The sequence below is a fragment of the Streptomyces sp. NPDC054757 genome (genome assembly GCF_053612185.1).
This window is the reverse complement of the sequence record NZ_JBSHBW010000002.1, coordinates 45,279-58,154: the sequence shown is the minus strand read 5'-3', so window position 1 is coordinate 58,154 and position 12,876 is coordinate 45,279. Positions and strand designations below refer to the sequence as shown.

Sequence of the window (12,876 nt, the reverse complement as noted above, 5' to 3'; positions counted from 1 at the left end):
GCAGCGGATACAGTCACGAGTGCGCCAACTACGGGGACAGGAGAGGGCCATTACCGCCAACCGGCAGACGAGCTGGGCCTTCGCCGACGCTTTTGTCGCCGAGGACGAAGCCCTGCGCTGGGCCCGCGACCGGGCCCGCGACTCCGGGCTGCCCTCGGTCTCGCCCGGCACCGGTGCGGCGCTGCGGCTGCTTGCCGCCACCACGGACGCCAAAGCGGTGGCCGAAATCGGTACCGGTACCGGCGTATCGGGCATCTATCTGCTCCAGGGCATGCGCCCCGACGGCGTGCTGACCACCGTCGACCCGGAGCCCGAGCGCCAGGGCTTCGCCCGTCAGGCGTTCCGCTCCGCCGGCTTCGCGGCGAACCGTTCGCGCTTCATCCCGGGCCGGGCACTCGACGTACTGCCGCGCCTCGCGGACGGCGGGTACGACCTGGTGTTCTGCGACGGCGACCGGCTGGAGTCGCTGGATGTGCTCGCCGAATCGTTGCGCCTGCTGCGGCCCGGTGGACTGGTCTGCTTCGAGGGGGTCTTCGCGGACGGCCGTACGGTCGACTCCGCCGCACAGCCCGCGGAAGTGCTGCACCTGCGTGACCTGCTGCGCACGGTGCGCGAGAGCCAGGGGCTGCTGCCCTCGCTCCTCCCGGTCGGCGACGGGCTGCTCTGCGCCGTACGCCTCGGCTGAACGACAGCCCGCACCCGGGCTGAACGACAGCCGCCCCGCACCCGGAACACCACTGCCCCGGCCGGAGCCGGGGCAGTGGTGGAAAGAACTGTGGGGGCGTCCGCGTCAGCCGACGACCTTCTTCAGCGCGTCGCCGAGTGCATCGGCCTCGTCCGGGGTCAGCTCGACAACGAGTCGTCCGCCGCCCTCTAGCGGAACGCGCATGACGATGCCCCGCCCCTCCTTGGTCACCTCGAGCGGGCCGTCGCCCGTCCGCGGCTTCATGGCCGCCATGCTCGTTCCCCTTCCTGAAACCAGCTCATCGCAGCCGACAACCCAGGTGTCACCGGCATCGAACATATTGCTTCCCAGCCATTATCCCGCATCCCAGGACCCGATGACCAACATCGGTCTGCATCGCTTGCGCAACGCACTTCCGCAAAACCACTCAATTCGGCGTTCCCCCTGCGATACTGCGCCGCCCCGTCCGTCATTCCCGGCCGGCATTGTTTGACGCAGGTCACATGTCCGCCGTCGATGATCTCCGCCATGCTGAGCTGCGTACGACGTATCAGCACCATCAGCAGCCGACACCCAGCAGTGGAGGGCCCCATGGCGGACACCGTGCTCTACGAGGTGACCGACGGACTCGCGACGGTCACCATCAACCGTCCCGACTCCATGAACGCGATGAACACCGAGGCGAAGGCGGCCCTGCGCGACGCGGTGCAGACCGCGGCCGCCGCTTCGGAGGTGCGCGCCGTACTGCTCACCGCCACCGGGCGCGCCTTCTGCGTCGGACAGGACCTCAAGGAGCACATCGCCTCGCTGACGGCCGACCGCGAGGCGGGCACCGGGCGCACCATGTCGACCGTGCGGGAGCACTACAACCCGATCGTGCGGGCCCTGACCGAGATGCCGAAGCCGGTCGTGGCCGGGATCAACGGCGTGGCAGCGGGAGCGGGCCTCGGGTTCGCGCTCGCCGCCGACTACCGGGTCGTGGCCGACACCGCGAAATTCACCACGTCCTTCGCGGGTGTCGCCCTCACCGCGGACTCGGGCGTCTCCTGGACGCTGCCCCGGCTGATCGGCCAGAGCCGCGCCGCCGATCTGCTGCTGTTCCCGCGCTCGTTCGGTGCCCAGGAGGCGTACGACCTCGGCATCGCCAACAAGCTGGTGCCGGAGGCGGAGCTGGCCGCGGAGGCGCTGGCGGTGGCCCGCGCGCTCGCCGCGGGCCCCACGGTCGCGTACGCCGCGATCAAGGAGTCCCTCGCCTACGGGGCGGGTCATCCGCTCCGGGATGCGCTGGAGAAGGAGGACGAACTCCAGACGCGCGCGGGTGCGTCGGACGACCATCTCATCGCGGTGGAGGCTTTCGTCGGCAAGACCCAGCCGCGCTATCTGGGGCGCTGAGGGACCACATCCCCGCCGGCCACACCCCCGCGGGTCAGCCCGCCGCCCCGGGACGGACGCCCGTGGGGGCCCGCCGGGCGAAGCAGTCCGCCAGGTGGTCGTCGACCAGGCCGCACGCCTGCATCAGGGCGTAGGCCGTGGTCGGGCCGGTGAAGCGCAGGCCGCGCCTCTTGAGTTCCCGGGCCATCGCGGTGGACTCCGGGGTGACGGCGGGGATGTCGGCGACGCTGCGGGGCGCCGGGCGGGCGGCCGGGTCGGGGGCGTACGACCAGAGCAGCGCGGTGAGGCTGCCCGGCTCCCAGCCCGCCAGCTCCCGGGCGTTGGCGAGGACCGCGTCGATCTTGGCGCGGTTGCGGATGATCCCGGGATCGGCGAGCAGCCGCTCCCGGTCGTCGTCGGTGAAGGCGGCCACATCGGCGATGGCGAAGCCGGCGAACGCCTTACGGAATCCGGCGCGGCGGCGCAGGATCGTGATCCAGGACAGCCCGGACTGGAACGCCTCAAGACAGAGCCGCTCGTACAGGGCGTCGTCGCCGTGGACCGGGCGGCCCCACTCGCCGTCGTGGTACTCGACGTAGTCCGCGGTCGACACCGCCCAGGGGCAGCGCAGCTTCCCGTCGGCCCCCGGGACCGCCTCCTGGCTCATCCCCGGGGGTCCTCGTCGTGGACTGCGGCGGCGCGCGCACCGGCGAGCGCCGCTTCCAGCTCGGCGATCCGGGCGTCGCGCTCGGCCAGTTCGGCGCCGAGCCTGCCCAGTACGTCGTCCACGTCGGCCATCCGGTAGCCGCGCGCCACCATGGGCAGCCGCAGCGCCTCGATGTCCGCGCGGCCGACCGGCCGGGCCGCGGGCAGCGGGTCGACGGGCAGTTCGGGGGACGCGTCGGACAGTGCGGCGCCGTCACCGCCGCCGATCACCGCGAGGGTGACCGCAGCGACCACCACGACCATCGCGATCAGCAAGAACCAGAACACGAGTGAGTCTCTCCCCGGATAGCGGAACCGTGCGGGTCCGATCGTGCCATGCGTTGCCGACCGTTAGGGTCTTCCGGTTGGAGCCCCGGGGTCGCAGGCGACCCGTCGGGTGGGGATCAGAGGGCGAGAGGAAGAGGCGGATGCTGCGGTTGGGACGGCGCGAGTTCGACGCGCACGAACCGGTGATCATGGCGATCGTGAACCGGACCCCGGACTCGTTCTACGACCAGGGGGCGACCTTCCGCGACGAGCCCGCGCTCTCCCGCGTGGAACAGGCGGTCTCCGAGGGTGCGGCCATCATCGACATCGGCGGGGTCAAGGCGGGCCCCGGCGAGCATGTGACGGCCGATGAGGAGGCGCGGCGCACGGTCGGTTTCGTCGCCGAGGTGCGGCGGCGCCACCCCGATGTGGTGATCAGCGTCGACACCTGGCGCCACGACGTCGGTGCCGCGGTGTGCGAGGCGGGCGCGGATGTGCTGAACGACGCGTGGGGCGGGGTCGATCCCGAACTGGCCGCGGTAGCGGCCCGGTTCGGCGCCGGTCTGGTCTGTACGCACGCGGGCGGCGCCGAACCGCGCACCCGGCCGCACCGGGTCACGTACGACGACGTCATGGACGACATCCTGCGGGTCACGGTCGGCCTCGCGGAGCGTGCGGTGGCGCTGGGCGTCAGGCCGGACGGCATCATGATCGACCCCGGCCACGACTTCGGGAAGAACACCCGGCACTCGCTGGAGGCGACCCGCAGACTGGGCGAGATGACCGCGACGGGGTGGCCGGTCCTCGTCTCCCTGTCCAACAAGGACTTCGTGGGCGAGACGCTCGACAAGCCGGTCAGGGAACGGCTGCTGGGGACGCTGGCCACGACGGCGGTCTCGGCGTGGCTGGGGGCCCAGGTCTACCGGGTGCACGAAGTGGCCGAGACCCGGCAGGTACTGGACATGGTGGCGGCGATCGCGGGCCACCGCGCTCCGGCGGTGGCCCGGCGGGGACTGGCCTAGGAGTTTCCGCTCGGAGCAGGCCGGGCGTGCGTCACAGCCCCGTCTCCTTGGTCACCAGCGCCACCGCCTCGTCCACGTCGTCCGTGACGTGGAAGAGCAGCAGATCGTGCTCCGACGCCTTGCCCTGCGCCACCACCGTGCCGCGCAGCCAGTCGACCAGGCCGCCCCAGTACTCCGTACCGAAGAGCACGATCGGGAACCGGGTCACCTTCCGGGTCTGCACCAGGGTCAGGGCCTCGAACAGCTCGTCCAGGGTGCCGAGGCCGCCCGGCAGGACCACGAAGCCCTGGGCGTACTTCACGAACATCGTCTTGCGGACGAAGAAGTAGCGGAAGTTGACGCCGATGTCGACGTGCTGGTTGAGCCCCTGCTCGAAGGGCAGCTCGATCCCGAGCCCGACCGAGACGCCGTTGGCCTCTCTGGCGCCCTTGTTGGCCGCCTCCATCGCACCGGGGCCGCCGCCGGTGATCACCGCGAAGCCCACGTCGACCAGGGCGCGGCCGATCCGTACCCCCGCCTCGTACTCCGGTGTGCCGGGCGCGGTGCGGGCCGACCCGAAGACGCTGATCGCGCTGGGCAGTTCGGCCAGTGCGCCGAAGCCCTCCACGAACTCCGACTGGATGCGCATGACCCGCCAGGGGTCGGTGTGCAGCCAGTCGGCCGGGCCCTTCTCCGTGGTGTCGAGCAGCCGCTGGTCGGTGGTGCCGGACTGGACCTGGTCCCGGCGGCGCACCACCGGGCCGAGCCGCTGTTCCTCCGGCGCCGGCGCTCCTTCAGGGTTGCCCATGTTGTGCTCCCTCCGCTGTACGTGTCCTCACAGCCTAGGTCGGCACAAGTGACGAATGAGGAAATTCAGGCCGTCAGCCAGGCGCGGAGCCGTTCCTCGGTGTGCGAGATCTTCGTGATGGCGACGCGCTCGTCCCGCTTGTGCGCGAGCAGCGGGTTTCCGGGACCGTAGTTCACCGCGGGAACACCGAGCGCGCTGAAGCGCGACACGTCCGTCCAGCCGAACTTCGGGCGGGCCTCGCCGCCGACCGCCGCCATGAACGCCGCGGCCGCGGGGTGCGAGAGGCCGGGCAGCGCGCCGCCGGTGTGGTCGTCGACGATGAACTCGTCGACGTCGCACTCCGCGAAGAACTCCTTGACGTACGCCAGGGCCTGTTCCTCGCTGCGGTCGGGCGCGTAACGGAAGTTGACCACCACGGTGCAGGCGTCCGGGATGACGTTGTTGGCGACGCCGCCCTCGATCCGTACGGCGTTGAGCCCCTCGTGGAACTCCAGTCCGTCGATCACCGGCCTGCGCGGCTCGTACGCGGCCAGCCTGGCCAGGATCGGCGCAGCGGAGTGGATCGCGTTGGACCCCATCCAGCTGCGCGCCGAGTGCGAGCGCTCGCCCTTGGTGCGCAGGATGACGCGGAGGGTGCCCTGGCAGCCGCCTTCGACATCGCCGTCGGAGGATTCGAGCAGGACCGCGAAGTCCGCAGCCAGCCAGTCGGGGTGCGCCTCGGCGATGTGCTTGAGGCCGTTGAGTTCGGCCGCGACCTCTTCGTTGTCGTAGAAGACGAAGGTGAGGTCCCGGTTGGGTTCGGGCACGGTCGCCGCGATCCGCAGCTGGACGGCCACGCCGGACTTCATGTCACAGCTGCCGCAGCCCCACAGGACGCCGTTCTCGTCGAGCCGGGACGGGACGTTGTCCGCGATCGGCACGGTGTCGAGGTGCCCGGCCAGCACGACCCGCTCGGCGCGGCCGAGGTGCGTCCTGGCGACGACGTTGTTGCCGAACCGGTCGACGGTCAGGTGCGGCAGCGCCCTCAGCGCCTCCTCGACCGCATCGGCGAGGGGCTTCTCGGTGCCGCTCACGGAGGGGAAGTCGACCAGTTGTGCGGTCAGGGCCGGGGCGTCGAGTGTGAGGTCAAGCGGGGTCTCTGACATGGCACAGACCCTAACCCGCGCTCCAGTACGGTGTGCCCTGTGTCCCAGCCCACTGCCGCGCCACGCCGCGGTCGTCTCTTCCGGATCGTGGCCGCCCTCGCCGTACTGCTGGCGCTGGCGGGCTATGTCCTGGTGCAGTACCTCAGCGGAGGCGGCAGCGGGCCGCGCTGCACGGCTCAGGGCGACGGCGGGAGCGGCTACCGGCTGAGTCCCGAGCAGGCCGTCAACGCGGCGACGATCTCCGCCGTGGGAACCTCGCGCGGGATGCCGGAGCGCGCGGTGACCATCGCGCTGGCGACCGCGCTCCAGGAGTCGGGGCTGCACAATCTCGACCATGGCGACAAGGACTCGCTGGGCCTCTTCCAGCAGCGGCCGTCGCAGGGCTGGGGAACGGCGAAGCAGATCATGGACCCGGTGTACTCGGCCGGGAAGTTCTACGAGCACCTCGTGAAGGTGCATGACTACACGCAGCTGCCGCTGACGGTCGCCGCCCAGGCCGTGCAGCGCAGCGCCTTCCCCGATGCGTACGCGAAGCACGAGCCGGACGCCACGCTGCTCGCGTCCGCGCTGACCGGCCGGGTGCCCGCCTCGTTCTCCTGCGCGGCGACCAAGAGCAGCCTGGTGGGCGATCCGGCCGCGGTGCGCGCCGCGCTGAAGCGGTCCTTCGGGCCCGGGGTGCTGCCCGCCGGGAAGCCCGCGCAGCCGTCGGAGGTGCTGCTGCCGGTCCGTTCCGCCAAGAAGCCGGCCGTCGGGACGCTCGGCACCGGGTCCGCGCAGCAGCGCGGCTGGGAGCTGGCGCACTGGGCGGTGGCCAACTCGGCCGCGCTCCACATCCAGCGGGTCTCCTTCGCGGGCCGGGAGTGGACAGCGGCGAACAACCACGCACCGTGGCACAGGACGGACACGGGCACCGGGCAGGCCGGTGCGAAGGGGCGGAGCGCGGGCGGGGGCGCCGCCGAAGTCCGCATCACAGTCACGGAGTAGGACCGGGAGCGCCCCGTACGGACAACCCGTACGGAGAACACGTACGGACAGCACTGTCACGTACGGACAACCCGTACGCATACGCGATCCGTCACCCGGAAGCAGTGAGCTCGGCCGGCCGTGAGCGCTTTTCGCGCCCGCTCGGGGGGTCCCGGTGATCGGTCCGGTGACCCTATGGGGGGCAAGGGAAGTGACGGTTCAGCAAGCTTTATGGCGTGCCATCGTTTGTCCGCTTTTATCCGAAACCGATAATGCGATGCATTGCAGACTCTTTACCTCGGTGCACCGCAACTTCCCCCTCCCCCCGAGCGGTTGTCACAGCGTCCGGACGCCGGACAGCCAAGTCCCCTCCCGCTCAAGGAGCACCATGTCCCTCTCCCTGCCCCGTCGGATCGCCCGTACCGCGCTGCTGATCGCGGCGGGCGCGGCCCCCGTGGTCGCCGCGGCCGGTGTCGCGAACGCCGCGGCGCTGCCGCAGACCCCGAACCTGGGCGGCGTGACCGCCCTCGACGGCGCCGGCCTGGGCAACTCCGTCGACAGTGCGGCCCGGACGACCACCGGCATGGCCGGTGACACCGGCAGCAAGGCCGTCAAGAAGACCGTCCCGGCCGCGGGCAAGACCGTCGGCGCCGTCGGCAAGACCGCGGCCCCGGCCGCCCAGAAGGCCGCGGGCGACACCGCGGGCAGCGCCGGCACCCTGGTGGGCGGCACCGCGCAGAGCGCGGGCGGCGGCCTGCCGTCCGCGGGCAAGCTGCCGGTCAAGGGCCTCCCGCTCGGCAAGTAGGAGCCGCCGGGCACCACGCCGAGGCCCCCGGGAGTGTCCACTCCCGGGGGCCTCGGCGCGTGCGTACCGGCCTACCGCTCGCCCAGCCGCTTCACCGCGGCGGCCACCCGCTCGTCCGTGGCCGTCAGCGCGACCCGGACGAAACGCCCGCCCGCCTCCCCGTAGAAGTCACCCGGCGCCACCAGGATGCCCAGTTCGGCGAGGTCGGCCACGGTGTCCCAGCACGCCTCGTCGCGGGTCGCCCACAGATACAGGCTGGCCTCGCTGTGCTCGATCCGGAAGCCGTGCGCCTCCAGCGCGGTCCGCAGGGCGGTGCGCCGGGCCAGGTACCGCTCTCGCTGCTCCGTCACATGCGTGTCGTCGCCGAGCGCGGCGACCACCGCCGCCTGGACGGGCGCGGCCGTCATCATCCCGCCGTGCTTGCGGATCTGCAGCAGCTCACCGAGCACGGCGTCGTCGCCCGCGATGAACGCGGCACGGTAGCCCGCCAGGTTGGAGCGCTTGGAGAGCGAGTGGACGGCGATCAGGCCCTCGTACACACCGCCGCAGACATCCGGGTGGAGCACCGAGACCGGCTCGGCCTCCCAGCCCAGCTCGAAGTAGCACTCGTCGCTGGCGATCAGGACGGAGTGCTCACGCGCCCAGGCGACGATCCGGGCCAGCTCGTCCACGGAGAGGACCCGGCCGGTCGGGTTCGACGGCGAGTTGAGCCAGAGCAGCCTCAGCCCCTCCGGGTCCAGCTCCGTCGGGTCGTCGTACTCCACGGGCTCCGCGCCGCAGAGCCGCGCCCCGACCTCGTACGTCGGGTAGGCGAGCCGCGGGTAGGCGACCCGGTCACCGGCGCCCAGGCCGAGCTGCGTCGGCAGCCAGGCCACCAGCTCCTTGGAGCCGACGACCGGCAGCACATTGGTGTGCGCGACCTCACGCGCGCCCAGCCTGCGTTCGCACCAGCCGCTGAGCGCGTCACGCAGCTCGGGGGTCCCCCACACCGTCGGATACCCCGGTGAATCGGCCGCGGCGACGAGCGCCTCGCGGACGAGCGGCGGCACCGGGTCGACCGGGGTGCCGACGGAGAGGTCCACGATGCCGTCCGGGTGGACGGCGGCCGTCGCCTTGTACGGCTCCAGCTTGTCCCAGGGAAAGGCGGGGAGGCGCGATGAGAGTGCGGACACGGGCTTCACTTTCTCGTACGTACGGAAGCCGCGCGGTGCGGACCGCGCGGGCTTGGCTGCGGCCCCGCGGAACGGCGTCCACGTCATATGCCGCGGTCCCGTACGGCGAAGATGCCGTACGGGACCGGGTCGTTACGGGATCAGCCGTTCTGCGGAGGCAGCGCCGCGATGAAGGGGTGGTCGCGCTCGATCAGGCCGAGCTTGGAGGCTCCACCGGGCGAACCGAGCTCGTCGAAGTATTCGACGTTCGCCTTGTAGTAGTCCTTCCACTCCTCCGGGGTGTCGTCCTCGTAGAAGATCGCTTCCACCGGACAGACCGGCTCACAGGCACCACAGTCGACGCATTCGTCCGGGTGGATGTACAAGGACCGGGAGCCCTCGTAGATGCAGTCGACGGGGCACTCCTCGATGCACGCCTTGTCCTTGACGTCGACACAAGGCTGCGCGATGACGTAAGTCACGCTGTCGTTCCTCCTCGGTAGGGCTGCTCTGCGCGGGAGCGCGGCGTCGTCGATGCCCACACCTAGTATCTCCGTTCCGGGGCGCGATCCGAACAGGAGGGGCGGAGAGAGCTGTGGAATTCACTACCGGCGGACGCCTTGAGGTCCGAATTACACCTGTTGACGTGGGCAAACGGGTATCAGTCAGGCAGCTGGCCAACGAGGCCGCACCCGGTGCGAAGTTCACCGACACGGTGGGCGTTCTCACATCATGGGACGATGGTGTGCTGTCCATCACACAGCGGTCGGGCGTGTCGGTCCGTATCCCGGAGTCGGCGCTCGTCGCGGGGAAGACCGTGCCCGCGGCGCCCGCACGGCGGCGTGGCCCGTCGGCGACCTTTCCCGAACTGGCGAGGGCCACGGCCCGCGCCTGGCAGCCGGTGGAGAGCGAGCAACTCGGCGACTGGCAGCTGCGGGCCGCAGTCCAGGAGGTGCCGCGCGACGCACGTCGTCGGGGGGCGGAGGCCGGGCGACGGGAGGGATTCACCCGCCGTGCCAACTCCGTACTGCCGCTCGGTGATCCCGGGTGCCCGCTGGACGAGGCGCTGGAGCGGGTGGACGCCTGGTACGCGGAGCGCGGACTGCCCGCGTACGTCCAGCTCTCCACCGGGAACGAGGGCACTCAGGAACTGCTGGCGGCCGGACTCGAACAGCGCGGCTGGACCCGCGAGGTGAGCGCGCTGGTGCGGATCGCGGCGCTGGCGCCGCTCGGCGATCCGTCCCGCCCGCTGGAGGACACCGTCGCGCGGGTCGCGCTCTCGCGCTCCTGTGACGCGTCCTGGCTCGCCCGCTACCAGCGGTGCAGCGCCCCGGATCCGGCCGTGCTCGCGGTGCTCGGCAGCGGTCCTTCGACCTGGTTCGCCTCGGTCGCCGGTCCGGACGGAGTGCCCCTGGCGATCGGCCGCTGTGTGACCGACGGGCGGTGGGCGGGGTTCATGGCCGTGGAGGTGGACCCGGCGGTCCGCCGCCAGGGCCTGGCGAGCGCCGTCATGACCGCGCTGGCCCGCCGGGCGCTCGACGAGGGCGCGTCGGCGGCCTGGCTCCAGGTCGAGGAGGAGAACACCGGGGCCCGTGCGCTCTACGACGGCATGGGCTTCCGGACCCACCACAGCTACCACCACTACCGGCAGCACATCCCCACGGCATAGGCGGGTACGAGAGCGATATGGACGAGCAATCCACCGACTGGCGACGGCAGTTCGCCGAGGAGGCCCGCTCGGAGCGGCCCGATCTCGCCCTGCTGTGTCTGCTGGTGGGCACGGAGGCCGATCCCTCACTCGGCCAGGACGGCATCGACGCGGCCCAGATCGAACTCGACCGGCTGGCGGGCGCGCTGCCGTTCGGGGTGACCGGGGCCCGCGCCTGGGCCCTCGCCCTGGGCGAACTCCTCGGCGTACGGCATGACTTCAGGGGCGCCGCCGCCGACTACCAGCGACTGGAGTCCTCGCTCCTCCATGAGGTGCTGCGGCGCGGGCGTGGGCTGCCGATCCTTCTCTCGGTGGTGTGGATCGAGGTGGCGCGGCGGGCCGGGGCCCCGGTGTACGGGGTGGCGCTGCCGGGCCACTTCGTGGTCGGCTTCGGCGATCCGGCGGGCCCGCCGGACGAGCGGGTGCTCGCCGATCCCTTCGGCGGCGGCCGGCTGCTCACCGGGGAGGACGCGGGGGCCCTGGTCGCCGGGGCCACGGGTGCACCCTTCGATCCGGCCATGCTCGCCCCGGCGGATCAGCTGGAGATCATCCTGCGGGTGCTGAACAACATCCGCGCCTGGGCCGCTGCCCGCCCGGAGCGCACGGACGTCCAGCTCTGGGCGGTCGAACTGGCCCTGCTGCTCCCCGCCCACCCGGCGCAGCTGCGCTACGAACACGCCCAGCTCCTGGTGGAGCGGGGCGATTTCATGCGCGGTGCGGTGGAGCTGGAGGAGTACGCGGAGGTGGTCGCCGCGGTCGACCCGGGGGCGGCCGAGACGGTACGCGGCCGGGCCAGGGCGGCGCGTGCGATGCTCAACTGAGGGCGCTCTGATGCCAGTTGCCGCCCGGGGGCCGGTCGCCCGCACGACTGCCGGTTGACGGCTCCGCCACCCCTACCGGCCGGGCTCACCGTGCCGGTGCGGTGCGGGCGTAGCGGCCGGGAGCGATGCCCACCACGCGCTTGAAGTGCCGTGTCAGATGGGACTGGTCGTAGAACCCGGTGGCGGCGGCCACCTCGCCCGGCTGCTGTCCCTGGAGCAGCAGCCCGCGGGCCAGGTCGACCCGGCGGGACGTCAGATACTGGTGCGGGGTGATGCCGTACGCGCCGCTGAACGCCCGTACCAGATGGGCCGGGTGGGCGTGCACCTCCGCCGCGGCCTCCCGCAGGGTCAGCCCCTGGACCAGCCGTTCGTCCAGCAGTCCCCGCAGCCGGTCCGCGACGGACCTGCTGTCCTCGTCCGGCCGGCGGGGCGGGGTGCCGGGCCGCAGATGACCGCGCAGCCGCTCACCGATGAGGGCCAGCCGGCTCTCCGCCTCCAGCTCGTCGCCCGGCGATGCCAGGGCCTGGTGCAGCAGCCCGACACGGTGGCGCAGCACCGGGTCGACCAGGTCGGGCCGGTCGACAGCGGCGCCGATGTACCCGGCGTCCAGCTGTGTCATGTCCAGATAGAGCACCCGCTTGCGGAAGCCCTCCGGGGTGGCAGGCGTACCGTTGTGCGGCACCTGCGGGGGCAGCAGCGAGACGGTGTCGTGCGGGGTGCCGTGCTCATGGCGGTCGAGGTCGTACCGCACCGCGCCGTCGTCGACGATCAGCAGCGTCCAGGCGTCATGGACATGCATCGGATAGGCGTGCTCGGTGAAGTGGGCATGGAAGACCTCCACGACACCCGCGACGGGCGGGCGCCATGCGGAGACCTCCGGCACGGACACCATGCAAAGAACGTACAAGACCACGCGCGGGACCTCCCGGCAGTCTCGGAGCATGAGAACCGACACCGCACCGGACCCCACCGGCACCGTCCCCGGCCCCACGGCCGCCACCCCCTCCCCCGCCGTCCCCGACGAGGCGCCGGTCCGCTTCGACACCAAGATCGCGGTGCTGCTCCACGAGGACCTGGAGACCTGGCAGCGGCTGAACGTCACCGCGTTCCTGGTCAGCGGGCTCGGCCCGACGCTGCCCGAGGTGATCGGCGGACCGTACGCCGACGCCGACGGCACCGCCTATCTGCCGATGTTCCGGCAGCCCGTCCTGGTCCTCGAGGGCGCCTGCGAGACTCTGCGGGCCGCGCACTCCCGTGTCCTGTCCCGCGCGCTCCCCCGGGCCGTCTTCACCCGTGATCTGTTCCGTACGGGCAACGACCGGGACAACCGGGCCGCGGTCCGTGCGGTCGGGCGCGACCGGCTCGATCTGGTGGGGCTGGCGGTGTACGGGCCGCGCAACGCGGTGGACAAGGTCCTCAAGGGGGCCAGGATGCATCCGTGAGGGA

At 71.8% G+C, this 12,876-nt stretch carries 16 protein-coding genes; 8 read left to right on the top strand and 8 right to left on the bottom strand.

Translation table 11 applies throughout. From position 1 onward, the window contains the following. Positions 1 to 19 precede the first annotated feature (19 nt). A complete protein-coding gene (locus ACWGKJ_RS03020) occupies positions 20 to 685 on the top strand; it encodes an O-methyltransferase (protein ID WP_385030552.1) in 666 nt (221 codons plus the stop codon). Positions 686 to 790: 105 nt separating this feature from the next. Here the strand turns inward: ACWGKJ_RS03020 and ACWGKJ_RS03015 are convergent, their stop codons facing one another. Continuing rightward, on the bottom strand, positions 791 to 958 hold the full coding sequence (locus tag ACWGKJ_RS03015; protein ID WP_003966491.1) for a DUF3117 domain-containing protein: 168 nt from the start codon (positions 956 to 958) through the stop codon (positions 791 to 793). Between the two features lie 318 nt (positions 959 to 1,276). Here ACWGKJ_RS03015 and chcB point away from each other — a divergent pair, with 318 nt between their 5' ends. Continuing rightward, positions 1,277 to 2,077 carry a 2-cyclohexenylcarbonyl CoA isomerase gene (gene chcB, locus ACWGKJ_RS03010; protein WP_385030549.1) on the top strand — a complete coding sequence of 267 codons (801 nt, stop codon included), beginning with the start codon at positions 1,277 to 1,279 and terminating at the stop codon, positions 2,075 to 2,077. A 34-nt stretch (positions 2,078 to 2,111) separates the two neighbouring features. Here the strand turns inward: chcB and ACWGKJ_RS03005 are convergent, their stop codons facing one another. Both ACWGKJ_RS03005 and ACWGKJ_RS03000 read right to left on the bottom strand, forming a co-directional pair. Further along, positions 2,112 to 2,723, bottom strand: a complete 612-nt coding sequence (locus ACWGKJ_RS03005) for a DNA-3-methyladenine glycosylase I (RefSeq protein WP_385030546.1) — start codon at positions 2,721 to 2,723, stop codon at positions 2,112 to 2,114. Then, on the bottom strand, positions 2,720 to 3,049 hold the full coding sequence (locus tag ACWGKJ_RS03000) for a DivIVA domain-containing protein (protein WP_385030544.1): 330 nt from the start codon (positions 3,047 to 3,049) through the stop codon (positions 2,720 to 2,722). Before ACWGKJ_RS03000 ends, ACWGKJ_RS03005 begins: the two co-directional genes overlap by 4 nt. Positions 3,050 to 3,189: 140 nt before the next feature. Here ACWGKJ_RS03000 and folP point away from each other — a divergent pair, with 140 nt between their 5' ends. Then, positions 3,190 to 4,050, top strand: coding sequence for a dihydropteroate synthase (folP, locus tag ACWGKJ_RS02995; protein WP_385030541.1), 861 nt, complete (start codon positions 3,190 to 3,192; stop codon positions 4,048 to 4,050). 31 nt (positions 4,051 to 4,081) lie between these two features. On the opposite strand, the gene ACWGKJ_RS02990 is transcribed toward folP, so the two are convergent. Then, entirely contained in the window at positions 4,082 to 4,837 is a 756-nt protein-coding gene (locus ACWGKJ_RS02990) for an LOG family protein (RefSeq protein WP_385030538.1), read from the bottom strand. Between the two features lie 65 nt (positions 4,838 to 4,902). Beyond that, positions 4,903 to 5,982 (bottom strand): succinyl-diaminopimelate desuccinylase, encoded by a 1,080-nt coding sequence (gene dapE / locus ACWGKJ_RS02985; protein WP_385030535.1) that lies wholly within the window; start codon positions 5,980 to 5,982, stop codon positions 4,903 to 4,905. A gap of 39 nt (positions 5,983 to 6,021) precedes the next feature. Between dapE and ACWGKJ_RS02980 the strand changes: the two genes are divergently transcribed. After that, positions 6,022 to 6,966 (top strand): hypothetical protein, encoded by a 945-nt coding sequence (locus ACWGKJ_RS02980; RefSeq protein ID WP_385030532.1) that lies wholly within the window; start codon positions 6,022 to 6,024, stop codon positions 6,964 to 6,966. Between the two features lie 367 nt (positions 6,967 to 7,333). Continuing rightward, positions 7,334 to 7,750, top strand: a complete 417-nt coding sequence (locus ACWGKJ_RS02975) for an ATP-binding protein (RefSeq protein ID WP_385030529.1) — start codon at positions 7,334 to 7,336, stop codon at positions 7,748 to 7,750. 71 nt (positions 7,751 to 7,821) lie between these two features. Here ACWGKJ_RS02975 and dapC read toward each other — a convergent pair whose 3' ends face one another. Then, a complete protein-coding gene (gene dapC / locus ACWGKJ_RS02970; protein ID WP_385025971.1) occupies positions 7,822 to 8,922 on the bottom strand; it encodes a succinyldiaminopimelate transaminase in 1,101 nt (366 codons plus the stop codon). 140 nt (positions 8,923 to 9,062) lie between these two features. Next, positions 9,063 to 9,383, bottom strand: coding sequence for a ferredoxin (fdxA, locus tag ACWGKJ_RS02965; RefSeq protein ID WP_164267011.1), 321 nt, complete (start codon positions 9,381 to 9,383; stop codon positions 9,063 to 9,065). A 113-nt stretch (positions 9,384 to 9,496) separates the two neighbouring features. Between fdxA and ACWGKJ_RS02960 the strand changes: the two genes are divergently transcribed. Then, complete coding sequence (locus ACWGKJ_RS02960) at positions 9,497 to 10,570, top strand: GNAT family N-acetyltransferase (protein WP_385025968.1); 1,074 nt, start codon at positions 9,497 to 9,499, stop codon at positions 10,568 to 10,570. A 17-nt stretch (positions 10,571 to 10,587) separates the two neighbouring features. Next, the gene (locus ACWGKJ_RS02955) at positions 10,588 to 11,430 is read left to right on the top strand and encodes a transglutaminase-like domain-containing protein (RefSeq protein ID WP_385025965.1); all 843 of its coding nucleotides are present in this window, start codon (positions 10,588 to 10,590) and stop codon (positions 11,428 to 11,430) included. Positions 11,431 to 11,515: 85 nt separating this feature from the next. Here ACWGKJ_RS02955 and ACWGKJ_RS02950 read toward each other — a convergent pair whose 3' ends face one another. Next, complete coding sequence (locus tag ACWGKJ_RS02950; RefSeq protein WP_385025962.1) at positions 11,516 to 12,322, bottom strand: helix-turn-helix transcriptional regulator; 807 nt, start codon at positions 12,320 to 12,322, stop codon at positions 11,516 to 11,518. Here ACWGKJ_RS02950 and ACWGKJ_RS02945 point away from each other — a divergent pair. Next, positions 12,321 to 12,872, top strand: coding sequence for a DUF2000 family protein (locus ACWGKJ_RS02945; RefSeq protein WP_385025959.1), 552 nt, complete (start codon positions 12,321 to 12,323; stop codon positions 12,870 to 12,872). The genes ACWGKJ_RS02950 and ACWGKJ_RS02945 overlap by 2 nt on opposite strands. Positions 12,873 to 12,876: the final 4 nt, after the last annotated feature.

Bases quoted from the DNA above. Each gene is read 5' to 3' on its own strand.
- ACWGKJ_RS02945 (WP_385025959.1), top strand. From the start codon at position 12,321: ATGCAAAGAACGTACAAGACCACGCGCGGGACCTCCCGGCAGTCTCGG.
- ACWGKJ_RS03015 (WP_003966491.1), bottom strand. From the start codon at position 958: ATGGCGGCCATGAAGCCGCGGACGGGCGACGGCCCGCTCGAGGTGACC.
- folP (WP_385030541.1), top strand. From the start codon at position 3,190: ATGCTGCGGTTGGGACGGCGCGAGTTCGACGCGCACGAACCGGTGATC.
- ACWGKJ_RS02975 (WP_385030529.1), top strand. From the start codon at position 7,334: ATGTCCCTCTCCCTGCCCCGTCGGATCGCCCGTACCGCGCTGCTGATC.
- ACWGKJ_RS02990 (WP_385030538.1), bottom strand. From the start codon at position 4,837: ATGGGCAACCCTGAAGGAGCGCCGGCGCCGGAGGAACAGCGGCTCGGC.
- chcB (WP_385030549.1), top strand. From the start codon at position 1,277: ATGGCGGACACCGTGCTCTACGAGGTGACCGACGGACTCGCGACGGTC.
- ACWGKJ_RS02950 (WP_385025962.1), bottom strand. From the start codon at position 12,322: ATGGTGTCCGTGCCGGAGGTCTCCGCATGGCGCCCGCCCGTCGCGGGT.
- ACWGKJ_RS03005 (WP_385030546.1), bottom strand. From the start codon at position 2,723: ATGAGCCAGGAGGCGGTCCCGGGGGCCGACGGGAAGCTGCGCTGCCCC.
- ACWGKJ_RS02955 (WP_385025965.1), top strand. From the start codon at position 10,588: ATGGACGAGCAATCCACCGACTGGCGACGGCAGTTCGCCGAGGAGGCC.
- dapE (WP_385030535.1), bottom strand. From the start codon at position 5,982: ATGTCAGAGACCCCGCTTGACCTCACACTCGACGCCCCGGCCCTGACC.